Origin of the sequence: Vulcanisaeta souniana JCM 11219 (genome assembly GCF_026000775.1) — an archaeon.
GTDB classification, from domain to species: domain Archaea; phylum Thermoproteota; class Thermoprotei; order Thermoproteales; family Thermocladiaceae; genus Vulcanisaeta; species Vulcanisaeta souniana.
Window position 1 is genome coordinate 2,294,725 of the sequence record NZ_AP026830.1, and the last position, 25,621, is coordinate 2,320,345.

Genomic DNA, 25,621 nt, shown 5'->3' on the forward strand with positions numbered 1-25,621 from the left:
TGAAATTAATGCCCATAGTCTTTAAAGCAGTTAGAGGTTATCCTCGGGACTGGCCGGGAGCGTTTCATGGGAGGCAAGGGCTTATTAACCAAACCATTTAGTGAAGATGGGGTATGTCAAGCGGTAGTAATTATGATGAGCTATATATGAAGCTATTGGATAGGGCATACACGTTGATAACTCCGAGGATCCAAAGGAGGCAGGAAATACCGAGGTTAAGTATTCAGGTCCAACCGAAGAAAACCATCATTCAGAACTTCAGGGACGTTGCGCAAAGGCTAAACAGGGACCCAACTCACATAGCCAGGTTCTTCCTTAAGGAACTGGCCCTACCTGGTAGTATTGATGGCAATACCCTCGTTCTTTATGCAGAGAGGAGCCCAAGGACCCTCGAGGCCGTTTATGAGAGGTACATTAAGTTCTACGTGGAGTGCCCAGTGTGTCACTCAATAGATACCTACCTTGAGAGGGACGGTAGGATATACGTACTTGTATGCACTGCTTGCGGTGCTAGGACACCTAGAAAGGGCATCAGCTAACTCTACAGTTTTTCGCTTAAAGTATATGGGGTCAATCATTTAATAAACATGAAGAAGGGTTTTTATTTTCTACAGGCATCCAGGTGGCTGTGTCACTTGGTGGATATCCAATTGTTTTAACTGGTGAAGTCGCGACAATGAGTGACACGCATGGTTCGTCTGTGGTTGGGTTCGCAAGCGCAATACCGGAGAATTACTTTAGGGATTGGGTTGCCCGCAGGTTCTTTAGGTTAAAGAGCAATAGGGAGGGCAGGGTCTTCAGGGCCCCCTATGGCTTATCCAAGGTAGAGGCCGCGCTCCTTGCGCATGGCTATACAAGGAATGACGTGATTATAGCAGATCCCTACAAACTCGATAGGGTGATTGGTCCAAATACCCGTGTTGTTGGCATTTATGTAATGGACCCACTGGGTTTAAGCTATGGTTCAGGTATTGTTTATTGGATCCTAAAACTTGCGGATCTACCATACAGTGGATTACCGTATATCGCAAAGTCCTTCCTGCAAGTCATAAATCACCCAGCCATTAAGAGGCATAGGGATCACCTTAAGGTGGTTGTTGGTGGGCCTGCCGGGTGGCAAATCACAGACACCGGTAAGCAAAGAGAGTTGGGCGTTGACGTTGTTTATGAGGGTGAGTTTGAGGAGGACGGACCACAGTTATTTGATAAACTGATAAAGGGCGAACCAGCACCAGAAAGGTTTGTTGCCCATAGGCCGGTCCCAGTTGATATCATACCAACGATTGCCACGCCGTCCATTGGCGGTATGGTTGAGGTCACCAGGGGTTGTGGCAGGGGCTGTCAATTCTGCACACCAACACTTAGCGGCATGATAAGGTCGATCCCGTTTGAGGGCCACATTGACAGGGAGATAAAGCTGAACATAGAGGTTGGTGGTTTCGAGGAAATAACGTTACATAGCGAGGAATTCTTCAGATACGGCGCCAAGGGCATTGAACCTAATCCCGAGAAGGTCCTCGACTTGACTGTGAAGGCTTATAAACTCGTTAAGTCATATGGTGACAATTATGAACTGACCACGGACTTCACTACAGCTGCTGTGGTTAAATACGCGCCTAAGATGGTTAAGGAGGTATCGGAGTACATGAATGAAGGTGGCACCTGGCACTTCATTGAAATGGGCATCGAGACAGGCTCACCTAGGTTACTAAGGATGTTAATGGCTGGTAAGGCGCTTCCGTATAAGCCCGAGCAGTATCCAGATGTAGTCGAGGAGGCCATTGGGATCCTTAATGACAATCACTGGGTTGTGGTGGGCACTATGATACTTAACCTACCCGGTGAGACCGATGATGATGTAATAAAAAGTCTCGAATTGCTTGATAGGATTAGTAAGCTTAGGGTCCTCACCTTCCCATTACCCTTCATACCAATGGGTGCACTAAGGAAAAGAGACTTCACAATACTTGATAGGTTGCTTGAAGATCCATTACGGCGCGAATTCATACTTAAGGCATTCATAAAGTCCTTCGAGGAGGCCAAGGCATTTAGTAGCCTTATAACTAGGAAGGTTGAGAACTTCATTGTTAAAAGGCTCATTGGGTACATAGCAGTTAGCAGCTTCAACCTGGTTCTCAAGAGGTACAAGGAGAAGCTTGGTTCGTTGATTGAGCAATACGGGGAATTCAGGGAGAGAATTAAGGAGGAGGTTAATAGGGCTTCTGTGAGCATAAGGCTGCATGATGACTTTAACGAGCAATGATTCATTATTTAAACAACGCCATCATTTAATGCCTAATAATTTTCCCTTTATCTTAACTGTCAATAGTTAGAAACCTTGATAAGCAACCTAATCGGGTAATTTCTGTGGGTGTTAATAATAAGCCGGTGGAGGAACTGGACACCCTGATTATTAAGAGGGCCTATTATGTACTTGGTATTAGCATAGCAGGTCTATCGTTAATTATGCTTAACTGGCTTGGTCTATCCTCAATAATGTTTAATGTAATGACCATAAAGAGGATAGTGCTTGGTGCAGTGTATTACATTGTGCCCATGGCCACTGCGATGGCTGGGTTCGCCATAACCCAATTACCAGCCACATTCCTACTCAGTAGATTTGGTAATAGGGTGTCCATGTTCCTAGGCCTATTACTGAACGGTATTTCCCTTATCTTCTCGGCCACCGACAGTTACCACATGGCTTTATTCCTCAGGTTTCTGGCAGGCATGGGGCTTGGTCTATATTTAATACCATCATTACTATTAATACTTGGTTGGTGGAGCATCAGAGGATTAACAAGGTGGGTACAGGTTGCCTACCTATCATCAATAACGATCCTCATACCACTCTCGTCATTACTGACCATGGGCATGGCGCGTAGCACCGCAATATACCTGGGCGTGGCATCCCTCGTGTTAGCCATACTCGTACTCTTTACAACTAAGGATGCGGTAATAATAAGGAAGATATCGATGGTGGCGGTTATGAATAATCCAGATATCCTCATACTATCCATAGCCTTCTCAATACCCTGGGGAGTGTACCTAAGCCTATTCCCATTGATCATGCAATTGAGTAATTACCTCGGCATAATGGAACTAACTATACCCATGGCCATAACACCATTACTATATAGGTTCAGGCACTCCGTGAAGACCGAGAAACGCACAGCTCTCCTATACCTAACCATAGGCCTTGGTGTACTTGTGGCGTTAATGGGCATAAGTAATACTTGGGAATTCATATTAGCACCGGTCGGTCTCATGTTCACATTAATCCTACTCCTAATACTGTACATGGTTAATGACCTCGTAAGCCCAATACTAATCGCCCAATCCACTGGCTACCTACTAACGGTGTCCTCAATAATCGGCTCAATAATAGGTATAATAACAGGTTACTCAGTACAATACCTAGGGACACTTGGTTGGATAGTAATTGGCGCATTGTTTGCAGCTTCATCAATATTCTACAGAATCCTAAAGGTAACCTTATGAAAGCCATTAAATTTATGACCTTTAGAACAAAAATTTAATTAGGTATTTATTCCCTAACCTTTGGGTATCTATCGAGCCTCGCGACCTCCCTAACGGCCTCCAAGTCACCGAGCAAGTCCCTAATGGAGATCACGCCAACTACAACATCATTCTCGTCAACAACAATCACATGCCTAACCCTGTAGTTAACCATTAGGGATGCAACGGCGCTTATGGGATCATCAACCCTAGCCCTAACAACCCTGGGACCCATGGTCCCAACCTTACCAACCGGAGTATCAAGCGGAAGCCTATTGGCCAAGGCCCTAATCACATCACGCTCAGTTATTATACCACGCAACTTCATACTATTTAAATCCTCAACAATAACAACGGAGCCCGTATTCTCCTTGGCCATCAAATCCACGGCCTCGATAAAGGGCTTATCCTCAGTAATAACCAGGGGCTTCTTCCTAACCATATCAATCGCCCTCACATCAACCACCCAACATTAACTTTCTTAACTAATTAATAAGCATTATTACATGAAACCCATATATTATACACTATATACGTAAAAATAACAATGTACTTTAGCAACAATTAAATAAATAATTAATCACATAATTAAATAACAAATATAGAAACCCAAGGCTTTTTAAAGCCAAGTAAACAATAATGCACGTGATGAGTAGGGACCTCGCCGTCCGGATAAATGACGAGTTTGCCGAGTGCTGAGTTAAACCATAATCAGCTTACCTTTCAACTGGTTAATACCAATCTACTCCTCATTTTCTATTTCTAGAGGAAATCCTTTACAAATTGAAATAAGTAAACAGAAATAAAGTCCAAAGCATACTGAAAGTACTACCCAGGCAATCTTTAAAAATAGTAAATGCAAAAAATACCTATGACGAGAAAAACCCTAGCACTAGTACTACCCACGTTAATACTCCTGGTAGCACTAATGGCGGGAACAACAATGGCGATGCAGGTAACAAAGATAAAGCCAGACACACCAGGCGTAACAATAATCAAGGAAGTAACAACACTAAAGCTGAAAATACTACCACCAACCCACAGAATAGACCCAACATTACCGCCTAATACAGGCGTATTGATAGGACCATACACATTAAGCTCAGGACAAGAATTAGCGGCTTATGTAACATGGTCACCATCATATGCAACTTTATTCGTAGGTGTAATAAATGCAAATACATGGTCAGGATATGGAGGCTATGTTAACGGTGGCTCGGCTCTCCTTACATTTAGCCCGGGATCTGGCTCCTGGTATATTCTCGTATATAATGTAAGCCCATATACTGTTAGTGCCACAATATATGTATTCTTAGTGGGATAAAATCATTTAGTCGTAGTATATGCATCAGTAATATTATATTTTGTTAAATTAAAATTATATACATAATTAACTGATGCATTTACTATATTTGTTGTATTATTACATGAAAATTCATATATATTATCATTATATTTAACTAAATGACACTGGGAGAACAAAGTGATCATCATGTCCTTTTTATCATTCATAATATTATATTTAGTCATAAAGAATATACTATAAAACAAGGTCCCTAATATTATTAGTAAAGCCATACCGGTAATGATTAATTTCCTACTTTTGGCATTTTTAATATTTTTATAAATATATACATTATCTTTATCTTTCTTTATTTCTTCCAGTGTTTTTCCATCTTTTATTAGTATTTTGTTTAGGTTTACTTTGTCTATTATTCCTATGTAGTGCCAGGTATTTCCATGCTTAATGTATACGTAGTTCCCTGCCTTTATTACCACTGTTCCTGGTCTTCCACATCTTGGGCACATGCCCATACCTATTGCTTTACTTGGCATTTTGGTTTAGTTTCAATCCCTGATTTAAATACCTTACTTCTCTTTTTGCCGTGAAACCACTATTTACCACTGTGGGTGTTGGTGTTTTTTAATTCTGTTTCCCGTTAGTTTCACGGAGCATTATTTAATTGTGGCAATGTTGAGGAACTGATCGGTGGTAAACATGGTACTTAGGGTAACTATCCATAGGAGAACAAAGAGGATCAATGTGGTAAGTCTACCTTATCTAGTTAAGGTGTACATAAATAACCAAGTTCTATTACCAGCTAGCCTAGTTAGGGCCTTAGGCCTATCTAACCATAGGTTTGTTAATATAGAGCTTGAGTATAAGGGTTTCATGATCGAGCTAAGGAACGTTAGACTACTCAGGACTAGGCATACGGACTCTAGGCAATTCACAATACCCAGAGATGTAAGGAAATTATATGGTATTGGCCCTAGTGATATTATTAAGATACTATCCATAGAGCCATCCATTGTTAATCAATGATTGTATTAAAAGTCCGCAAATTAAATTAAAACCAAACCTAAAATTCTAAGATCAATAGTATTGCTTACATTAACATTTTAATTGCTGATGAAATTGGCGCGATCATTTTAAACTAAAACACGGTCAATATTAGTACAACCGAACTGGTCGTAATAGCGCCATAGATTTAAAGATACAGTAATTTCAATCAAATATTTTTCCCGGGTTAAAAACACCATGCGGGTCAAATATTTCCTTCACGTTTTTCATTAGGTTTATTATGGTGTCTTCATTGTTATTTTTGGCACCAAGTGCCTCCCTAAGTAGTCCTTTCTTCTGAGTTCCTATACCATGTTCCGCACTAACTGTGCCTTTGAGTCTTACAGCCAGCTTACCAACATCCTCAAAGAACCTAGTGATCCTCTCCATCTCGTCCCTGTCTGTTCGCCTAGCCCAGGCGCTTGGGTGTAGGTTTCCATCCCCAATGTGCCCACCAAGCATCATCTTAACATGATGCTTCCTACCCAGATCCTGAAGTTCTCTGACTGCCTCAGGTAATTTGCTCATTGGTACTGCAATATCCTCAATGAGGAGAAAGGCGTCTGTGCCGTAATCATTAAACGCAGCCTTCAATTGAGCGGAGTAGAGCATTCTCCTTGGTTCTAGCAACTTCGAGAATTCCTGCCACGTGGATGCCCTATTAATGATACTACCACCATTAAGTGATATATCATTATTAAGCTTGGAGAGCACTTGTTGCTCGCTGCCTCCGTAGGTATCAACGCCAATCCACAGGTAGTACCCGGGTTCCAAGCCGAGTATTTGTGCCGTCTTGTCATCAACGAATTCTGTGACCATGGGCCACAGCCTATCCTTCCTTACCCTAATTACTGCATTAACAAGGGACTCAGCGTTATCAAACCTAGCCAGCAAACCAACGAAGGACTCAGGCAATGGGGCAAGTCTCAGGGTCGCCTCTGTAACAATACCCAGGGTACCCTCGGAACCAATAAAGAGTTGAACTATGTTGTAGCCTTCCCTGCACTTAATAGTCCTACAACCAACCCTAATAGCATCGCCAGTCCCAATAACCGCCTCAAGGCCAAGTACCCAGTGGGATGCCGGACCGTACTTGGCGCCCCTCATTCCACCGCCGCCGTTATTAACCACACCACCAATCGTCGCAGTCTTTGATGATGCTGGGTCCACAGGCCACTGAAGGCCATAACCCATTAATTCCAGGTTCAGTTCATCAACCTTAATCCCGGGTTGAACTCTTACGTACCAGTCTATGTCTGAGATCTCGATTATTGAGTTCATTCTCTCCATTGAGACTATCACAGTGTTCTCAAGCTTTGGTGTTGCATTTCCCGAGAGACTTGTATTGGAGCCTACCGGTATTATCTTGAAGCCGTAATCGATGGCCAACCTAACGACCTTAATAACCTCATCAGTATTGATTGGCTGAATAACTGCCATGGGCCTAACACCTGGTTCTGAGGACGCATCATGACTGTATAGGGTAAGTATATGCGGCTCCGTGAATAATCTATCTTTAAATACGGTCTCAAGCTCCCTAATCACGTCACCCCTACCCTGAGACATACTAGTCATGCCGAACCACCACTACTTAAGCATTGTTTCTAGAATAATTGCCTTAAAACTATGTATCGCATCAGCAATTTTAATGCCTGCAGGGCACTGGGTATCGCAGGCCGCGCAGTGTAGGCAGGTCATTATTGGATCAATAACGTCAATGCCCACCTCCGTGTCCCTACCTCGACCAAAACCATCTTCAATTAAGGCTTTGATTAGGTTTATTCTGCCCCTAGGCCCATAGGCCCTACTACGTAGTGTATTGAATGTTGGACACGGGAATTCACAGAATCCACAATACATACATTTTTTAACCTCATCGTGGATTTCCTTAATATTCATCATCACCTGCTCACCTCGATTATCTCTGCGATGTCGAATAGGTTGGCCTCAATACCGCTAAGTTTAATGCCCCTCCTCAGGTTTACGTAGCATATTGGGCACTGAACAATGACATTACAGGAAAGCCTAACCAGTTCCCTAACCCTATTACTAGCCACCCTACCGGCGATTTCCGGGTATGTGGACTCGATGGGGCCGCCACAGCAATGCGAGGTATCCCTGCCCGTTATTACCGGGTCCTCCTTAACATCAGCCTTACCCCTAAGCAAACCCCTAATCAAGTCATGCTTGTTCAGGTACCTGGCGTATAGGCATGAGTCATGAACAGTGAACTCGCTAAGCTTAACCTTCACCCTGCCTGGGTCGAGGTAGTCCAGATAACTCCTAACCTTAATGTTGAATTCAGGCACGTACTTGGGGTAGAGCCTCTCGAGTGTGTACTGGGTGTGTGGATCTATGGTTATTACCTCACTCACGTTATTGTCCCTAAAAACCTTGTAAACACTCCTTGCATAATCCGCGAACTCGTTTACGAAACCCAACTCGTAGAGCAGGGCACCACTGTAGGGCTCATTGTCGAGGACCCTGAACCTCACGCCAATTCCCTTGAGCATGTTATGGATGTTTCTAACGATCCTATTAGCCCTATCAAGCTCCTCATCACTGGGCCTAAGCAGTGCTTTGCCAAAGACCCTGGTGCCTACGACAGCAAATCTAGTCAATACACCACCCTTAGTGACACCAAACTTCTCAAGCTCAGTCACAGCCTTTTCAATGACAGGAGCTAATTGATAAAGGCATGATGTGTATAGAATGGTGCCGCCATCACTATCAAACACCAAGTCCTCCCTCCACCTACTGCATATTGACCTATCGACCGGAAATGGAAGCCGGGAATCCCTAAGACTAGTTACAATTACATCCCTCAACGCCCTAAACCAATCAAGGGACACAAAGGGCAAAACACGTAGTAATTATTAAAATGTTAATACTTAGGTACTAAATTAATTGGCGAAGAGGAAATTAATATTAGGTTTAGTAACTAGGTTTATTGATACTAGGATACTTTGATCCACTTATCGTATAAGGTTTCGTCATAATTAATGAACAGTCAATGCGAATTCGCCATTAAAAAGACAACAAATATCACCCACTTGAGGCGGGGAAGAGGGTCAGTAATAATTTACGCGCCGTCATTAATAACCTATATTAATTGGTTAGTTTAATTTAGTACCTGGTGTCTGGTGAAGAGTTGCATAGGCTTGTGAGGGATCTCTCAGATTCGGGATTTAGGGGTGTTATTAAGGCGTACTATGTTAAGAGAGGGTTGGGAACCCTTACAATTGAATTCATTATTTATAGGAAGCCAAATACCGTCAGAAGGCTTTGGATGAGGATTAGGAGATCCCTTGAGGTTATTCCATCCCTTGTTATGGCCCTGGTTATTGGTTTTGTACTAGCGTTAATTATGAGGTGGTTTACCTAATTCGCAGTATTTAAGTACAGTACTTAGTCTGAGTCCGTTACCAACGCATTCGCTCTCTATGGTCCCCCATCTATTAGTATTGACGGTGCCTAACCTCGTCCTTTATGGGTAATGCGCATACCAATATCCCTGGCCACAGCATTCATAGCTTAATGCAGATTATTGTTAATTAGTTCGTGGGTATTTTAATTGGTTCAATTAATGCGTTATCCGAGGAAGCCAAGTTTCCTAAGCCTCTCAAGTTCCTCCTGAGCCCTGTTTTTAACCAACTCCATTGTATCGTTACAGTACTTAATACCGTTCATTGTTATTTCCCTGGCGTAACCAATGTACCTATTAGGGCTAAGGCTAAGTAACCTTTCATCCTTAATGCCCAATTCCCTTATTGATTTTTCGTAGTCCTCAGCACTCATCTTAGAGCCTTTGAAAATCGATAAGGCCTTCTCGTAGGCATCCACCACACCAAGCGCCCTTAGCCTAACCTGCACTGCCTCACTAAGCACCTCCCAGTGGCTTGTTAGATCCCTATTCAAGGCTTCATTATTCACCTCAAGGCCACTTAATACATTGGTTAATCTCCTTACGCCCAGTATTACGTGACCGATCCCAAGACCTATGTTCCTCTTGATCGTGGAGTCACTTAGGTCCCTCTGAAGCCTACTCACCTGTATGTACCTGCCTATTTCCATGAGTATTGATGAGCCGAGTTTTAGGTTGCCCTCGGCGTTCTCGAGATCCACAGGGTTGACCTTATGGGGCATTGTGGAGGAGCCTATTGGTTTTCCGCGTATGCGTATGTAACCGAGCATGTTGTATACCCAGAGGTCCTGGGACAGGTTAATTAAGGATTGTGACATTGAACCAATCACCATTAGTAGGTGGGTTATGGAGTCTGGAGGGAGTATTTGGATGCTTACTGGAGCTGGTTCGAAGCCCAGGCCCATGACGAAGTTATTCAGTTCCCCTATCCAATTAATGTCGCCACTGATCATTGGGAAGCTTGCCATTGAGCCTGTGGCGCCCGAGACCTTCCCCTGAAGCCTTATGTTTGTTATTTCCCTTAACCAATAACAGACCCTGGATGCATGGTAAGCTATTTCCTTGCCGAAGGTTGTTGGCGTTGCTGGTTGCCCATGTGTTCTCCCGAGCATTGGTGTATCGGCATAATTACTCATTATAGTGGTTAGAGCGTTTATCAACCCAGCTAGTTCTAGGACTAGGTGTTTGTAGGTCGCTATCTTGATTAGGATTCCCAGGGCTAGGTTATTGGTATCCTCAGACGTTAACCCTAGATGCACCAAATGCGCTACCCTGCCCAGGCCGACGGACTCCAGTTTTTCCCTGAGTAGGTATTCCACTGCCTTAACGTCGTGGCCAAGCCTATCCTCGAGCTCCTTAAAGCGCCTATAATCATCAGCACTAAACCCCAGGGCAAGTAATGAGGATCTCTCTTCTTCGCTTAATGGCTTGATTAAGCCCACCCTGCCTAAGGTCCTTACGAGGAAATCCAGGTATAAAACCTCAACCCTTATCCTATACGTGGTGAGCGCCATCTCGGAGACCGAAGCGGCATAATCCCTTAATTCATCGTAGTACCTATCGTCCAATGGTGAGATAAAGCCCACAAACCCGCTGCCCGGGTTGTTGTTTAAAAAATTTATTAACCGCAATGGTAATGTATTACGCGTACTCACTGGAGCAATATTTAAATAAGTGTTTGTATGATTGATAAAAAAGTGTCACTAACGGTTGTTGTGGGCGGTTTTTTCGGCGACGAAGGTAAGGGCAAGGCTGTGTCATACCTAGGACTAATGGACAAACCAGGTATATGTGTTAGGACCGGGTCCATAAATGCTGGGCATACCGTGAATTATAACGGGAAGTCCTGGAAACTTAGGATACTACCATCATGCTTCGTCAACGAATCTACCAGGTTAATGGTAGCGCCTGGTGCGTTATTGAAAATAGACGTGCTGCTTAAGGAGATCGAGGAAACAGGGAGTAGGGATAGGGTTTGGGTTGATATAAATACGGGCGTAATCGAGGACAGACACGTGGAGAACGAGAGAAGCAACGAGTATCTTATGAAGACAATAGGCTCCACCGGGCAGGGCGTGGGTGCGGCAATGGTTGATAGGATATTGAGGGTTCTAAAGACGGCTAAGGATTTCCCGGAGCTCAAGGGTTTCATAACCGACGTTAGTGGGGAGGTTAATGAGGAATTGGATAGGGGTGGTAAGGTGATTATTGAGGGTACCCAGGGTACATTCCTAAGTCTTTACCACGGTACATACCCCTTCGTTACGTCTAGGGACACGACGGCAGCCGGTGTGATCAGTGAGGTTGGGGTTAGCCCAAGGTTGGTTAGTGACATTATACTTGTGTTTAAGGCCTATGTGACTAGGGTTGGGGCTGGTGAACTACCGGGGGAGTTAAGCGCGGATGAGGTTATCGCGAGGGGCTGGGTTGAAAGAGGCACAGTCACGGGTAGACCAAGGCGCGCAGCGCCATTTAGTATCGACCTGGCTAGGAGGGCTGTCATGCTAAATAGGCCGACTCAAATAGCCATTACGAAGTTCGACGCATTATTCCCAAGCGCCCGCGGCAAGAGGAAATGGGTTGACTTACCTGTTGAGGCTAGGAAGTGGGTGGAGGAGATTAGTGAGGCTTTGAGGGTGCCGGTTACGTTAATAGGGACCGGCGAGGACTCGATGGACATGATTGACATGAGACGTGAGGTGGTTGGACCATGATTTACGATGTCGCCATAATTGGGGGAGGGCCAGCCGGCTTATTTGCTGCCTACGAAATCGTGGAGAACGCCAAGGACGTGAGTGTGGTGCTTATTGATAAGGGTTACATGCCGAGGCAGAGGCATTGCCCATTGGCTAAGATTGGTAAGTGTGTCTGTGTACCCTGCCACATAACCCATGGCATTGGCGGTGCTGGACTCTTTAGTAGTGGTATCATTAATTTAAGGCCTGACATTGGCGGTGACCTTCAGGAAATCCTAAACAGCTGGGACTCAGCCAACCTACTCATTGATTACATCGATAGGGTCTTCCTTAAGTTCGGCGCGTCTCAGGAAAGGGTCTTCGAGCCCAGGGGACCCACCTTTGAGGAATACCAAAGGTCCCTAGCCCGTGTTGGCGCCCAATTGGTACCCATTAGGCAGAGGCACATTGGTACTGATGGTTCTACGAGGGTTATTGAGAACTTCGTTTCTTATCTAACCGAGGCTGGCGTAAGGTTCATCACAGGTACTGCTGTTGAACACGTTGAACGCAATAATAAAACACACATGTTAAGGACCAGGAGGGGCATTATTGAGGCTAGGACAGTATTGATGGCCCCAGGTAGGGCGGGAGCTGAGTGGTTCAGGGACGAAGCCAGGAAGCTAGGCATTGAATTAATGCCGAACCCACTCGATGTTGGCGTTAGGGTTGAAGTTCCGAAGTACGTCATGGATCCCGTTACCAACCTATACATGGACCCAAAGATCATTATGTACACGAGGTCCCATGACGACAAGGTCAGGACCTTCTGCGTAAATCCAGGGGGTTTCGTTGTAATGGAGAGGTATGATGACGGCACGGTTGGCGTTAATGGAGAAACATACGTGGATAGAGGAAGTAATAATACGAATTTCGCATTACTAACTTCAATTAGGCTTACGGACCCCATGGAGGACACCATTGAGTATGGCAAATCAATAGCCAGGTTAGCCACAAAGTTAGGTGGCGGTAAACCAATAATACAGAGACTCGGTGATCTTGAGGATGGCAGGAGATCCACGTGGGATAGGATTAGGAGGAATGTCATTGAGCCAACCATGAAAATAGTGACGCCCGGCGACATTGGGATGGCACTACCACATAGGGTGCTTGATAACTTAATGGAATTCCTAAGCAAAGTGGACAGTGTAATACCTGGACTCGCCTCCAAATACACACTACTCTATGCACCGGAGATTAAGTATTACAGCATGAGAGCGATTGTTAATAAGTTCATGGAAACCACGGTAGATGGCGTATTTGCGGCTGGTGACGGAGCTGGCCTATCGAGGGGCATCAACGTTGCTGCAGCCACGGGCATACTGGCTGCTTGGGGAGTACTCATGAAGCTCGGTAAGGAACCTAGGAACGAGCTAATCACCAAGGTTAAGTAATTAAGGACTAATCATTCCCACCCTAGGAGTTAAACTGTTCAATTATACTCCTCAGTCTCTCCATGTCTATGTGGCTACCGGTTATTACAGCCACCACATTACCAGTATTGCCCTGACCGAAGTCCTTAGCCAAATTACCATTTATTACAGGACCTATTGCTATGGCACCTGCCCCCTCAGCAACAACATGTTCGTGCTTTAACAATAGGTATATGGCTTTTTCAATATTGTTTTCACCAACGAGGTATATGCCACCCAAGTAACGCCTTATGTATTCAAAGGGTATTTCACCAGGTCTGGAGGCAAGTCCATCAGCAATTGTCCTAATATCACTGAGTACTACTGGCCTACCTTCCTTAAGGGATAGCACGTAAAACGGTGCACTCTCAGGCTGAACTCCGTAAACCTTCACATCCGGCTTAACATGCCTCATTAGGTAGGAAACTCCAGCAGGTAATGCACCACCGCCAAGCGGTATGAGTATGGCATTAACACTGGGTAGGTCCTCAAGTATCTCAAGCCCAATGGTTGCATGACCAGCAATTATGTAATAATCATTGAACGTATGCACAAGCTTAATCCTCGGATTACCCGAAACAATCTCGAGAGCCTTCCTCTCGGCCTCCACATAAGACCTGCCATACTTAATAACCTCAGCGCCATACCTCTCCATATCCTCGACCTTAGCCCTCGGTGTTGTCTCTGGGACAACCACAGTAGCCCTAACCTTCAATACATTAGCCACGTACGCCAACGCAACAGCATGGTTCCCGGTGGATACTGTTAGGAAGTGTTCATAACCATCACGCATGTACCTGTGAACAGCAAAAAATACGCCCCTAATCTTGAAGCTACCACCCCTTTGCAAATTCTCTAGCTTTAGGTAAACATTCAAGTCATTACTCGACAGGAATTCCGACCTATATATGGGAGTTCTAATTACGTGACCTAGTGATTCCATTCTCCTAGTGAAATCCCAAGCCTCCTGAATAAGGGGCATTAAGTCAATAATGCCATTACCACTCATACCAATACCCATGATAAGATCGGAATAAAAACAATAAATAAATATTATTTTTAGTGTCCTGGTACTAACGCAATTACTTCTTCATTTCTCCAATTACCTGATCTATAGCCTTCGTCCTAAATGCACTATAGACAGCCCAGTAGTGGAATATTAGCGTGACTATTGCCGCAATGACCGTGTCAATGGGGAATGATATTACCTTATGTAATCCGAAGGAACCATAGTAGGAGAGTATTGTGATCACAATCATGTAGGTGGGCAACCAAACACCAGCCCTGAACTCCCTCCTTAAGTAGTCACTACCTAGTCGATAAAGCACGGCCATGCTAACGTATATTAGCACTACCGTGACGATAACATACACCAACAAGCCTAAATCATTATAGACCTTCAACCCCTTGGTCAAGCCGTAGAAGTAGGAGAATGACAATGCTATGCCTACAGCATCAATGAGCCCCAGGGTTAACGATATGGGGAGCCTTACATTCAGTCTCTTATATGCATAATAACCAAAGTAAATAGGTAACCCCACAAATGCGGCTAGGAAGAACTTGGATACAGTACCAAAACCTGACCAGTAGATGACCAGGGATGCCGCAAGTGTGGCTATCGGAGCAAGGACTGGCATGGCCCATAATTTGAACGAACGTGGTAGTTCAGGGGCGGTCCTCCTTAATGCTTGCACTGCTATGCCGCCAATAACCATGTAGGTGAGTACCCTGCCAACAGTGGTGAATGACACTATGGATTGCCACGTTGGAAATGGCAATAGGTATAGGGCGCCGAGTACTGCTATGGTGATTAGGGACCACTTGGGTATCCTGGTGCGGCTTAGTGTTAGGAACCAGGAGGGTAAGTAACCATCTGCTGAAATACCATAGAGAGACCTGGTCGCGCCACCGGTGGATACGAATCCCGTACCTGCTGGTGAAACAACGGCATCTGTCAGGAACACTATTAACCAAGCCGTTAGGAATGCCGCTGCGGCTGGAATAACGTACCTTAGGGACTCTAGTAATTGCGCTATTGGCGCCTTGGATATTGAGGATGTTCTTAACGCCGACCAGGCGCCCTCCTTGATACCAATTACATTCCAATGAATTGCGCCTATAAAGGCGAGCTCAAGCAGGATATATATCGTCATTGCAATCAGTATTGCGCTTATAACCGCAAAGGGAATATCCTTACTGGGATTCCTGCCCTCGCCGCCGTACTCAATGGCCTGCCTAAAACCAAGGTAGGCAAACAAAACGCCTCCAGTGGGCATTGCGTAAAACACAGCTGCCCAACCCGTGTATGGCGCAGTACCGCTTGTCGGTATGAAACCACCCCCTGCTGTGAAGTTGGCCGGGTTGAAGGCTAGTGCCATCATTATTATTGCCGTTATTGAGGGTATCAGTAGCTTCCACCAACCGACACCATAAACAACATCACCGACCGCCTTAACACCTATATAATTCACATAAACAAATAGCGCCAGGAATAAGTAGGCAATTACGTAACCAAGTACCGTCAGAGTGCCGGTAGATGTATTGTACAGTTGCGGGAAGAAGAAGGATAGGTACCTAGTTGCCGTTAGGGCCTCGGTGGGTGGTACAGCCGTTATTGCCAGGAAGTACGACCAACCGAGTAGAAAACCTGCAAAACCACCAAATACATAGTGGGGGTATCTAACGAGGGCGCCGGACTTCGGTATCGCAGAGGCGATTTCAGCATTGGCGAATGCTATAAGCAGTATTATGACCCCGGCTATTATCCAGGACAGCAATGCAGCACCGCCAGTATATGAGGCAGCATACATGGGCGCGAATAACCAACCAGCGCCAATTATTTCGCCGATTGAGAGGAACAGCAACCTACGCCTATCCAAAGCCCTGCGTAACTCCCTATCAGTCCTAATACCAAAGTCCTCTGCCATACAACTTGATCTACTTGACTAACTTATAAATTTTATATTATATAATATATATTTTATCATTGCATTATTATTAATAATTATATAAAATAAGTCTCATAATTAAAAGACTAAAACGCAATCTTAATGCCGCCAACGATAAAAATTTAAAAACCACTATAAAGAGAGAAAACCGCCCCGGTGGCCGAGCGGTCTAAGGCGTCGGGCTGCAGAACTAGCGGAGACCCGATTTTTCCCGGGTTCGAATCCCGGCCGGGGCTCCACCGCAGGTCACTATGTAATTGTTTTGTGTTTTGGTTGTTGATTCCGTGATTGAGAATTTAAATGCAGGCTTTTTACTGTGCGGACCTTAGCATTAAGGAAAGTGATGAATTACGAGGTATGGATATTGTTTAGCTCATGAATGCAATTGTATTGATTTATTTTTATTTGTATTTTTTCTTAGTCTTTTATTTAATTTTATAAGATTATTTTTCTAATGCATTTTTTGCACTTGGTTTTATTATTTTTATTCACTTGAATACTTCGAAACGCGTATGAGTTCAGGTAAGGACAAAGTAAGTATGATCGTGTTCTCAGGTACGGAGGATAAGTTAATACCAGTGGGTGTGATTTCTCAGGCGGCTGCGGCGCTTGGTTATGAAGTGAATATCTTCTTCACCGGCTGGGCCATGTTTAAGTTGTTAAAGAATCCGACACCGCCTATTTGGCCCAAGGAGTTTGAGCAATTTGCCCCTAGACTTCAAGAGGGTATGGCTAGGATAAAGGCGCCGACTTGGCTTGACATGCTTAGGGAAGCAAAGGGTATGGGTGCCAAGGTGTACGTGTGCTCAATGATGTCAGCTGCGGCAGGTCTTAAGAGGGAGGATTTCGATCCAGAACTTGTCGATGACGTTGTTGGCGTAACAACATTCCTGGAAATGGCTAAGGGTGGTCAAGTACTCTTCATATGAGGTGATGGCTGTGAGCCAGGGAAATAAGATTGTAGTGGACGCGAGGGGTATTGCCTGCCCGGGACCCATTACTGAGGTTGTTAAGGCGTATAGGAATGCGAGGAATGGTGATATAATAGAGGTTCATGCCACGGATCCAGGCTTTGAACCCGACATCAAGGCCTGGATTCAGAGGACTGGTAACCAACTCGTGGAACTCAGGAAGGATTCAGACAAGATAGTCGCAGTGATTAAGGTAACGGCGAAGAAGTGAGGGCGGTGATTTAGTGATGGCTAACAATAAAAAGAGGGTTGTTATTATTGGCGGTGGCGCAGGTGGCGTTGTACTGGCTAATAGGCTTCCCAAGGATGAATTCGATATAACAATAATCGACAAACAACCCTATAATTACTTCCTACCCTGGCTTCTTTACATAGCCTTCAAGGGCTCCAGGAAACCCATTAAGCGCGAGATACGTTCTGTATTGAAGCCCTGGGTTAATTTCATACAGTCCGGGGCCAATGTGGTTAATCTTCAGGATAGGTATGTGGAGCTTGAAAGTGGGAAGAGGCTGGAGTATGATTATGTGGTTATTGCCACGGGAGCTAGTGTGGATTACTCAAGGGTTCCCGGCCTTGATAAGGTCACTGAGAAGTTTGGCAATTACCATAGTAATGAGGATAATGCCTGGAGGGTTTGGCAAACGTTGAATAAGATGAGGGAGGGGACATTGGCAGTAATATTGGCTCCTGGTGCGTATAGATGCCCACCGAGTCCTCTGGAAGGCGTATTTCTTGCTGAGGAGTTCTTCAGAAGGAGAGGTTTAAGGGATAGGGTAAGGATTGTCTTTGCCACCTTCTATCCAAGGCCATATCCTGCGGAGCCCATGAATGAGTTGATAGAACCACTGCTTAAGGAGAGAGGTATTGATTACGTAACCTTCTATACGCTTGATCGTATAGATCCTGAGAAGGGAGTTGCCTATTCCATGGAGGGCGAGGAATTGAAATTTGACTCAGCAATAGTTATACCACCACATGTTGGTGTTGGTATTAAGTACGTGCCAGGCGATGTACTTGATAGTGACGGCTTTGTTCAAGCAGATAAATTCACCAATAGGGTTAAGGGTTTTGATGATGCCTTTGTGATCGGTGACGCCTCGGCTCTTCCTGTGGCAAAGACAGGGGTTACAGCCCATTTGCAGGCTGGCGTAGTTGCTAAGATACTCCAGGGCGAGGATGCCCGCAACACTGGGCGTACCAATTGCCCATTTGATGTTGGCTATGGGCTTGGCACATTCGTAATAAGTGACTTCTATAATCCAACTATTAAGTATCCAATAAACAGGATTAACCACTTGTTTAAGGTTGCCTTTGCAGCCACTTATTGGGATATGCTACTCTATCCAGAGCTTTGGGATCCGGTATTCGAGTCTTATTTCGAAGCAACGGAACCAGCCAGAATACGCCATCTATATGGGTGAGGATTATGGCTGAGAACCAAGTAGAACTTGAGCGTAAGTTGCTTGATGTATTAACACCTGAGTACCTGGAGCCGCTTATTAAGTTTCTTAGGATTATGAGGAGACTTGATGAGCTTGGTGTACTTGATTCATTGAGTGACCTATTGAGTAATGAGATTCTTGAGGATCTCCTTAAATCCCTAACCACAACCAGTATTATTAAGTTACTTAATGATTATGATAAGTTGTTATCCGTATTGACTAAGCTTACGGATCCCAAGGTCAAGGATGGCGTTGAGAAATCGCTTGATCTTATAGGGACATTGGGCAGCACAGGTGTACTGGACACGCTGAGGGATATATTTGGCGACCCAGATGTGCTGAGTGAGTTGGTACACACGTTAATTAACCAGAATAGTACCTACTTAATGACTAACCTGGATACGCTGCTTGAATTCATGGCGCGCATTAGGTGCTGCGCCTATGTTGCTTCTCTGAATGCCGCTAGGGACGTCATAGTTGATGGAAAGTCAGTGGCCGAAACAATGAGCGAGATGTTGAGGGATAATGATGCAAAAAGGGGCTTAAGGTTCATGTTATTGGCTGCTAAGTACCTAGGCAGGCAAATAAAGGAAAGCGAACTTAGATAATTATGCCTTTGCATATATTATGTATGCCCTAATTCCGTTAAAATCATCAACCCCCTGGTAATACTCCCTAAATAGCAACCCTTCATTTCCCATTAAAAGTACGTAGGCCTTAATGTAATCCCTTAACTGAAGCTTTTCCCTGGTGGCTATTACACGGATTATCATGTTATCCCTCCTATATGATACCTTGTCCTCTTTATTCATGAGGAGCAATTCAAGAGCCACCTGTATCGGTGAAACCCCTACCACCCTGTAGATCATTGTATGGTTTTCATTACTCGCCTGGTATATTGCGTCTAGGTATGGTTTAACAATCTCTGAGTCCAGCAGGGAGTCCATTACCACCGCTACGGAACCTCCATGGTTAGTTACTGTGTACACTATTTCCTCGAAGCCCTGCGGTTCATAATTAACCAATCTCTGCATGGCGCAGGTACATTTGGTGAATTCTAGGTAGCTGGTGGGGACACTGTCTGTGTGGAAGGCTACTGCGGTCGCCCTCAATACCCTATATATTCTGAAGGTCATGCTTGGTATTGTCCCTATGCCGATGTCTATAATGTACATTCCTGGGGTAACATCTACCTTGTCCTGAGTGAGGTTCCTGAAGTTAAGCCTATACATGTACCTCCTCCTCTCCTTCACATCTAGGTAGGCCTCTATCAATCCTCTCTTACGCAGTAGGTTAATGGCGTTTCTGGCCGTTCTTGTACCAAGTCCCGTACCGTCAATAATCTCCTTAAATGTGAGGTAGTTCTTATTATTTATTAGGTGCTCAAATTCCAAGTAATTAATGACTAACCTAGCAGAAAGAGGTAAGTCCTCAAGCGGGCTTACTGCTTCTCCCTCTTCCTCCTCACGCCTGTCAATCATTGTAATACTAAAGGTTATTAAAACTGTAAATAAAGCTTCCTTTTTAACGCAGTTATGGTTTTTCGATTTTCCGGCGCTTGTGAATAACCGCGATTAATTGACTACGTTTATAACCATGCTTTATTGTTGACTTTTTAATATGGTTATTTTCGTTTCCTTCTGCTACCTTGATTACCTTCTTCCGTTGCCTGTCTGTAAATGGTGGGTACCCTGAGTACATATTGCGATGCATTGAGTTACTTACAGGAAAAGTACCCAAGGATGCAGAGGTTTAATGCAAACCAACAGAGACATTGTCAGTGCAGTAAACCGCTCTTCAAGGCCTTACAGGTAAATGGAGTCACGAGGGCTAAATCCAAATGCTATTAGTGAATAATGAGATCCGTGGTAACGGAAAGACAAGTGGGAGTACGATGTAGATCGAAGAATATTTCTAAGTAATGATCAGGCTCTGTTAAATCCAAATTTCTTAATTATGTAATTATAGGCCGAGTAGGCCGCCAGGGCTCCCTGGCCGGCGGCCACAATGATCTGCCTAAAGTCCCTTGGTGTTAGATCAATGCAATCACCAGCTGCATAGATACCGACCATATTTGTCTCCATTATGTGGTTAACCTTTATGTAGCCATCCTGTGAGAGTTCAAGGCCAATCCTCCTGAATAACTCGATTGGTGGTTCTGCGCCGATCTCCACGAATAAGCCATCCAGCGGTAACTCAATGGTCTCCTTGGTATCTACCCTCTGTAGTATTGCTTTCCTGAGTAATTTATCGCCTTGTAGTTCCTTAACTATGGCATTCCATATGATCTCTATCTTAGGGTTCTTGAGGAGGAGGTCCTGGTAGTACTTCTGAGCCCTTAGCTGGTTTCTTCTGTGTATTACGTAGACCTTACTGGCGTACTCAGTGAGTAACAATGCGGCTGAGGCTGCCGAGTCACCACCGCCAACCACAGCGACGACCTTACCCTTGAACAATGGTGCATCGCAGGGTGCGCAGTAGCTGACGCCCCTACCGTTAAACGTATCCTCGCCTGGCACATTGAGCTTCCTCTTTTTCTCACCTACAGCGATTATTATGGTCCTAGCCGTGTACTCATCACCATTTAGGGTATAAACCTTGAATAGTTCACCATCTCTTTCCACGTTCTCCACGGAATCAATAATTATTGGCACATTGTAGTACTTAACATGTTCCTCGAACTTGGTCACTAGGTCGGGGCCCATTATCCTTGTATAGCCAAGGTAATTTTCAACCCAGCCGGACTTACCGACTTGCCCGCCGATCTCCTCAGTAATTATTATCGTGCTCATTCCATACCTAGCTGCATAGATTGCCGCTGACATTCCCGCTGGTCCTCCGCCGATTATCACCGTGTCATAGACCTTACTTGTCAATTCCCCACTGACCCCAAAGTCCATTTTAGTAACTGAGATCTTTATGGAGCTACTCATTGTGCCGTAAAGCTCTGTATTCAATAAAAACCTAACGCAGCTAATTACTACGCCTTGTAAGTACAGTTCTTGAGTACGGAATCTCTCAACCTCTCGGCATTTTCCTCAGGTACTGAGTCGTAAGTGAAGTTGCCGCCGCCTGTCTCCATGCCGGCCGCGTACTTAATCTTATCCTCATCTCTAAGTACACCATAGACCTCAATATGCAGATGATAATGTGGGTAACTACCCCTCAGTGGTGCTTGATGCAGAACCATTATGTAGGGCATGGTCTTTTTACTGAATACATGATTTAAGCCGCATAGTGATACCTTGAGGGCTTCTGCTAGTCCCCTAATCTCCTCATCCGTGAGTTCCGTCATTAATTGGACATGTCTCCTTGGATATACATGAACCTCAAATGGCCAATGTGAGTAAAAGGGCATGAATGATACCCAGTGATCATTACTGTGGATTACCCTAATACCATCCTTAAGCTCAGCACTTATTATATCGCAGAAGAGACATTTACCATGTTTGTTAAGGTATTCCCTGGAACTCTCGAGTTCTCTCTCCACCCTGCTTGGCGTGAAGGGTAACACATAGATTTGACTGTGCGGGTGTGTTAATGAGACACCGATTTCCCTGCCCTTGTTCCTGAACCAGAGGAAGTATTGTGCATATTCCTTACTTGACTCCTCCCTTACCTTATTAATTATCATCTTTAGGATATACTCTATTTGGTCAATAGGTAGGTTGCTAATGTCATCAATATTGTGCTCAGGGGTCTCAACAACCACATAGCACCTACCCACTGACTTACCTGTCCTGTAAAACCAGTGATTACCTGGCTCTGGCGCCTCCTCCATCAGCATTGGATACCTATTCTCAAGAATTAGGGCTCTCCATCCATGCCCGGTCTCCGGGTTCCCAGGACAGAACGGGCAGTAATTGCTTGGTTGCCATGGTCTGAAACGCCTAATATTGGATACCAAGACCCACTCCCTAAGTGTTGGGTCCCACCTGAGCTCCATAGTTGGCCTACTGCCCATGTATGGCCACCCCGCTGTCTATACTAACGATCCATCCCCTGGGGGCCAGGCCCCTGCTCAGGACCTTATTCAGTAGATCCTTAGCCTTATCCTCATCCCTAACCAATGCTATGACGGAACCTCCCAAGCCGGCTCCTGATAACTTTGCGCCATAGGCACCCTCGCTAACCAGGAAGTTAACCAACTCATCTATTGCAGGTAAACTAACGTCATAGTATTCACTGAGTAGCCTATGTTGGTAAGTCATGATCCTACCCACGAAGGCCTCCCTCCAATCATAACTAGAGAGGAGACTATCAACCTCGGCCTCACTCAATCCAAGCGCCCTCTCTATTTCAGTAATTCCGACAGTTTCACCCCTAATGACCCTTAACGCCAATTTCGTACTCTCGTTAGCCCTCAGGGTGTAGAGCATCCTTCTCCTGGATGCGTCACGTAATTCACTAATGAATGGCGCGATTTCATCCTCAATCACCTCATCCCAGCGGACCTCCCAGTAATGTGCACCAAGCTTGTTCCTTAGGTTCCTGGGCAAGTCCATACTCAGTAGTTTGTTGAGTCCCTCGTCGATCTCCAATTGACGTTTGGGATGAATGTCGGCCGTACTATGCCTAATGCCAGTATCAATAACCAGGAATACGCCTCCAAGCCTCGGTAGTGTAGTCACATTATATGGTGGCTTGGTTTCAATAACCACGATATCACCAAAGGCAGCGGCATACTGATCAAGCCTACCGCAAGGCACACCCATGATATCGTGCTCAGCCTCATAGGCGATCTCAGCTATTAACTTCCTATCTAGATTAAGCCCATTCAATGCACTGATGGCTGAGGATAGGGACACTAGTAATGTACCACTGCTGCCGAGCCCAGAGGACATTGGCACATTACTACGTATCCAGGCCCTAAATGGTCTAATACCGTACCCACGCCTCATGAATGCCATTACTAGTGCCCTTACGTAATTACCGAACCATTTACTGTTAACAAGCCCCACATTACTCTGTGAAAATTCATCGATGAATTTCACCCCCTCATCCCTTAAATTCCCCGACGCCACCACGAAATTACCCTGCGAGAGTGAGATAGCTGTGTATGTCCTTAGGTTTATGCCGACGGCAACAACGGGTAAACCCTTATAGTCCTGGTGCGTATTCAGGAAGTCCAATCTACCAGGTGCGGACGCCACTAGGGCAGGTTCCTCATTAAAGAATTCCCTGAATTCCTTAATGGCCATGTTCGCAGTCATAATTACCGCTAAACACACAACCCCATATATTAAAGGATTAAAGGAGCCTTATTAATGAAGCATTGTGGTTAATACACGTAGAGAAACCATTATGGGGTTAACGGTTGATGTTCTTGAGTCTGACCACGGCGTAGAGACTGTGGAAAACACGTCAAGAGAAAGCGGTGAGTCTACGACAAAAATAGTGAAGACACTATTATTCAAGGCAGGTGCTAGATACTGATGTTGGTGCAGCAACGCCACTCAGCAATAAGGTTTTGATGCCTAGGATTATGGTCGTTATGGATCCATCAATGCTAAAGAATGAGTATGTATTATGTGGCTGTGGTTCTAGGAATACATTGATTGAGGTTGATACGACGGAATTAGTGAATCTACTTAATCCTGTGCTCATTGATGCATTTGAACAGGTTTGATGAGTTTGGCGATGAAGAAGCCGGGCGTGCCATGTACATGCGGGTAGAATCTAACAACGGAATCCCTGTACCTATCAATTAACCCGCCGGATGCATTGGGTATGTTAATGCTAACAATTTCAAAGCCTAGGCTCTCAGCATAGGCTATGTTGTCCTCATTCTCAAGTGGTGGTATTGTGCATGTTGAGTAAACCAGGACCCCGCCTGGCTTCAGTAGTTTCCAGGCAACCTTAATGAATTGCCTCTGGTACTCCGCTGTAGATTTCACTATTTCCATTGTCTTCACATCAAAGAGCCTGGGCCTAACGCCCATGTCTGTGCAGGGTGGATCAATCAACACCCTGTCCACGGAATTAACTAAGTCAGGTCTATCAACATCTAGGAACCTCGTATCCCTGGCCTCAACCCTATACAGACCATCCATTCCCAACCTACTTAGGCTCTCAATCATTTCCCTAATCTTGTTCTCGCTCCTATCGAATGCATAAACCACGGCCTTACCACCACTAAGTTGTATTACATGACTTGTCTTACCACCTGGTGCAGCATTCATGTCAACAATTACGTCACCAGGCCTTGGATTAAGTACATGAGCAACCCATTGAGCGGGCAGACTCTGATCGTAAAACAACCCAATGGCGTATTCATGTAGCTCCCTAATCTTTGGAACCTCATATACGCTGACCAGTGTCCTAACTGCAACGCCCCTTTTAACGTTCTTAACCTCGTCATGGTTGATCTCCGCCGTACCAAAGGCCACTATCTCGCCATCCGGAGCTATCACGTTAACCTCATCACCCCTCTTAATGTCATCATCCATCCTAACAACGCCGGGCACGTACAAGTTGGCACCCATATAGACGCTTTCAGCCGCCCTCTTGTCGGCTAGTACGTACTTACGCGCCGATGGTATTCTATTAGGCCCCTTAACTGGGAACCAAAGGGCCTCGGGTAGGGTCTCATCGATATATACAACCACGGAGTGTTCCTGCAATATATTCACTAGGTCACTGGGGCTTGTTTTCATGGTGTTAACCCTCACATAATACCTATTGGGAGGCCTCCTTATTGCATCGAATAAGTTCTGTAGTTCATTATCCGAGAAGTACTGTAGTAGGTATTGGTATAGCTGATAATCAAGCCTATGCCCTTTTATGATTTCTATCTCCTTACTTACCATACCCACCTTCACTACTT

General features: G+C 44.9%; 27 protein-coding genes and 1 tRNA gene. 15 read left to right on the forward strand and 13 right to left on the reverse strand.

All coding sequences use genetic code 11. The features are described from left to right. Positions 1-113 precede the first annotated feature (113 nt). From Vsou_RS12520 to Vsou_RS12530, 3 genes are all read left to right on the forward strand, one after another. A complete protein-coding gene (locus tag Vsou_RS12520) occupies positions 114-539 on the forward strand; it encodes a translation initiation factor IF-2 subunit beta (RefSeq protein WP_054843595.1) in 426 nt (141 codons plus the stop codon). A gap of 89 nt (positions 540-628) precedes the next feature. Continuing rightward, entirely contained in the window at positions 629-2,263 is a 1,635-nt protein-coding gene (locus Vsou_RS12525) for a B12-binding domain-containing radical SAM protein (RefSeq protein WP_229709795.1), read from the forward strand. Positions 2,264-2,388: 125 nt separating this feature from the next. Further along, complete coding sequence (locus Vsou_RS12530; protein WP_264890738.1) at positions 2,389-3,501, forward strand: MFS transporter; 1,113 nt, start codon at positions 2,389-2,391, stop codon at positions 3,499-3,501. Positions 3,502-3,547: 46 nt separating this feature from the next. On the opposite strand, the gene Vsou_RS12535 is transcribed toward Vsou_RS12530, so the two are convergent. Then, entirely contained in the window at positions 3,548-3,985 is a 438-nt protein-coding gene (locus Vsou_RS12535; RefSeq protein WP_188603157.1) for a CBS domain-containing protein, read from the reverse strand. Between the two features lie 405 nt (positions 3,986-4,390). On the opposite strand from Vsou_RS12535, the gene Vsou_RS12540 reads away from it, so the two are divergent. Next, positions 4,391-4,843 (forward strand): hypothetical protein, encoded by a 453-nt coding sequence (locus Vsou_RS12540; protein ID WP_229709796.1) that lies wholly within the window; start codon positions 4,391-4,393, stop codon positions 4,841-4,843. A 2-nt stretch (positions 4,844-4,845) separates the two neighbouring features. Here the strand turns inward: Vsou_RS12540 and Vsou_RS12545 are convergent, their stop codons facing one another. Next, on the reverse strand, positions 4,846-5,355 hold the full coding sequence (locus Vsou_RS12545) for a hypothetical protein (RefSeq protein ID WP_054843591.1): 510 nt from the start codon (positions 5,353-5,355) through the stop codon (positions 4,846-4,848). A 163-nt stretch (positions 5,356-5,518) separates the two neighbouring features. On the opposite strand from Vsou_RS12545, the gene Vsou_RS12550 reads away from it, so the two are divergent. Continuing rightward, complete coding sequence (locus tag Vsou_RS12550) at positions 5,519-5,845, forward strand: AbrB/MazE/SpoVT family DNA-binding domain-containing protein (protein WP_188603158.1); 327 nt, start codon at positions 5,519-5,521, stop codon at positions 5,843-5,845. Positions 5,846-6,028: 183 nt separating this feature from the next. On the opposite strand, the gene Vsou_RS12555 is transcribed toward Vsou_RS12550, so the two are convergent. Genes Vsou_RS12555 through Vsou_RS12565 form a run of 3 tightly spaced genes read right to left on the reverse strand, consistent with a single transcriptional unit; the run spans position 6,029 to position 8,715 of the window. Further along, entirely contained in the window at positions 6,029-7,438 is a 1,410-nt protein-coding gene (locus Vsou_RS12555) for an FAD-binding oxidoreductase (RefSeq protein WP_229709797.1), read from the reverse strand. 12 nt (positions 7,439-7,450) lie between these two features. Continuing rightward, on the reverse strand, positions 7,451-7,765 hold the full coding sequence (locus Vsou_RS12560) for a 4Fe-4S dicluster domain-containing protein (RefSeq protein ID WP_188603159.1): 315 nt from the start codon (positions 7,763-7,765) through the stop codon (positions 7,451-7,453). Beyond that, positions 7,765-8,715: a (Fe-S)-binding protein gene (locus tag Vsou_RS12565; RefSeq protein WP_188603160.1), complete on the reverse strand. Its 951-nt coding sequence runs from the start codon at positions 8,713-8,715 to the stop codon at positions 7,765-7,767. The genes Vsou_RS12560 and Vsou_RS12565 overlap by 1 nt, the downstream gene beginning before the upstream one ends. A 284-nt stretch (positions 8,716-8,999) precedes the next feature. Between Vsou_RS12565 and Vsou_RS12570 the strand changes: the two genes are divergently transcribed. Further along, on the forward strand, positions 9,000-9,248 hold the full coding sequence (locus tag Vsou_RS12570) for a sodium:solute symporter (RefSeq protein ID WP_188603161.1): 249 nt from the start codon (positions 9,000-9,002) through the stop codon (positions 9,246-9,248). 206 nt (positions 9,249-9,454) lie between these two features. Here Vsou_RS12570 and purB read toward each other — a convergent pair whose 3' ends face one another. Continuing rightward, the gene (gene purB / locus Vsou_RS12575; protein WP_188603162.1) at positions 9,455-10,873 is read right to left on the reverse strand and encodes an adenylosuccinate lyase; all 1,419 of its coding nucleotides are present in this window, start codon (positions 10,871-10,873) and stop codon (positions 9,455-9,457) included. A 96-nt stretch (positions 10,874-10,969) separates the two neighbouring features. Between purB and Vsou_RS12580 the strand changes: the two genes are divergently transcribed. Together Vsou_RS12580 and Vsou_RS12585 are read left to right on the forward strand one after the other, a co-directional pair. Continuing rightward, on the forward strand, positions 10,970-12,001 hold the full coding sequence (locus Vsou_RS12580; RefSeq protein ID WP_188603163.1) for an adenylosuccinate synthetase: 1,032 nt from the start codon (positions 10,970-10,972) through the stop codon (positions 11,999-12,001). Then, positions 11,998-13,416, forward strand: coding sequence for an NAD(P)/FAD-dependent oxidoreductase (locus Vsou_RS12585; protein ID WP_188603164.1), 1,419 nt, complete (start codon positions 11,998-12,000; stop codon positions 13,414-13,416). Before Vsou_RS12580 ends, Vsou_RS12585 begins: the two co-directional genes overlap by 4 nt. A 22-nt stretch (positions 13,417-13,438) precedes the next feature. Here the strand turns inward: Vsou_RS12585 and Vsou_RS12590 are convergent, their stop codons facing one another. After that, positions 13,439-14,455, reverse strand: a complete 1,017-nt coding sequence (locus tag Vsou_RS12590; protein ID WP_188603165.1) for a threonine ammonia-lyase — start codon at positions 14,453-14,455, stop codon at positions 13,439-13,441. A gap of 61 nt (positions 14,456-14,516) precedes the next feature. After that, complete coding sequence (locus Vsou_RS12595; RefSeq protein WP_188603166.1) at positions 14,517-16,361, reverse strand: APC family permease; 1,845 nt, start codon at positions 16,359-16,361, stop codon at positions 14,517-14,519. A gap of 171 nt (positions 16,362-16,532) precedes the next feature. Here Vsou_RS12595 and Vsou_RS12600 point away from each other — a divergent pair. From Vsou_RS12600 to Vsou_RS12620, 5 genes are all read left to right on the forward strand, one after another. Then, positions 16,533-16,621: transfer RNA gene (locus Vsou_RS12600), tRNA-Cys, on the forward strand. A gap of 273 nt (positions 16,622-16,894) precedes the next feature. Further along, on the forward strand, positions 16,895-17,311 hold the full coding sequence (locus Vsou_RS12605; protein ID WP_188603167.1) for a DsrE/DsrF/DrsH-like family protein: 417 nt from the start codon (positions 16,895-16,897) through the stop codon (positions 17,309-17,311). Positions 17,312-17,315: 4 nt separating this feature from the next. Then, the gene (locus Vsou_RS12610; protein ID WP_188603168.1) at positions 17,316-17,564 is read left to right on the forward strand and encodes a sulfurtransferase TusA family protein; all 249 of its coding nucleotides are present in this window, start codon (positions 17,316-17,318) and stop codon (positions 17,562-17,564) included. A 16-nt stretch (positions 17,565-17,580) separates the two neighbouring features. Then, entirely contained in the window at positions 17,581-18,774 is a 1,194-nt protein-coding gene (locus Vsou_RS12615) for an NAD(P)/FAD-dependent oxidoreductase (protein ID WP_188603169.1), read from the forward strand. Positions 18,775-18,779: 5 nt separating this feature from the next. Then, positions 18,780-19,403: a helical membrane plugin domain-containing protein gene (locus Vsou_RS12620; RefSeq protein ID WP_054843647.1), complete on the forward strand. Its 624-nt coding sequence runs from the start codon at positions 18,780-18,782 to the stop codon at positions 19,401-19,403. Here the strand turns inward: Vsou_RS12620 and Vsou_RS12625 are convergent, their stop codons facing one another. The 4 genes from Vsou_RS12625 to Vsou_RS12640 all read right to left on the reverse strand — a co-directional run bounded on the left by Vsou_RS12625 (position 19,404) and on the right by Vsou_RS12640 (position 24,008). Continuing rightward, entirely contained in the window at positions 19,404-20,276 is an 873-nt protein-coding gene (locus Vsou_RS12625; protein WP_188603170.1) for a hypothetical protein, read from the reverse strand. A gap of 444 nt (positions 20,277-20,720) precedes the next feature. Next, entirely contained in the window at positions 20,721-21,728 is a 1,008-nt protein-coding gene (gene trxB, locus Vsou_RS12630) for a thioredoxin-disulfide reductase (RefSeq protein ID WP_188603171.1), read from the reverse strand. A 47-nt stretch (positions 21,729-21,775) separates the two neighbouring features. Then, complete coding sequence (gene galT, locus Vsou_RS12635; protein WP_188603172.1) at positions 21,776-22,759, reverse strand: galactose-1-phosphate uridylyltransferase; 984 nt, start codon at positions 22,757-22,759, stop codon at positions 21,776-21,778. After that, on the reverse strand, positions 22,749-24,008 hold the full coding sequence (locus tag Vsou_RS12640; RefSeq protein ID WP_188603173.1) for a galactokinase: 1,260 nt from the start codon (positions 24,006-24,008) through the stop codon (positions 22,749-22,751). Before Vsou_RS12640 ends, galT begins: the two co-directional genes overlap by 11 nt. Positions 24,009-24,072: 64 nt before the next feature. Between Vsou_RS12640 and Vsou_RS12645 the strand changes: the two genes are divergently transcribed. Together Vsou_RS12645 and Vsou_RS12650 are read left to right on the forward strand one after the other, a co-directional pair. Further along, positions 24,073-24,231 carry a hypothetical protein gene (locus Vsou_RS12645; protein WP_229709799.1) on the forward strand — a complete coding sequence of 53 codons (159 nt, stop codon included), beginning with the start codon at positions 24,073-24,075 and terminating at the stop codon, positions 24,229-24,231. Beyond that, positions 24,218-24,424: a YbaK/EbsC family protein gene (locus Vsou_RS12650; protein WP_054843584.1), complete on the forward strand. Its 207-nt coding sequence runs from the start codon at positions 24,218-24,220 to the stop codon at positions 24,422-24,424. The genes Vsou_RS12645 and Vsou_RS12650 overlap by 14 nt, the downstream gene beginning before the upstream one ends. Here Vsou_RS12650 and Vsou_RS12655 read toward each other — a convergent pair. Next, a complete protein-coding gene (locus Vsou_RS12655) occupies positions 24,399-25,604 on the reverse strand; it encodes a PUA domain-containing protein (protein ID WP_188603174.1) in 1,206 nt (401 codons plus the stop codon). The genes Vsou_RS12650 and Vsou_RS12655 overlap by 26 nt on opposite strands. Positions 25,605-25,621: the final 17 nt, after the last annotated feature.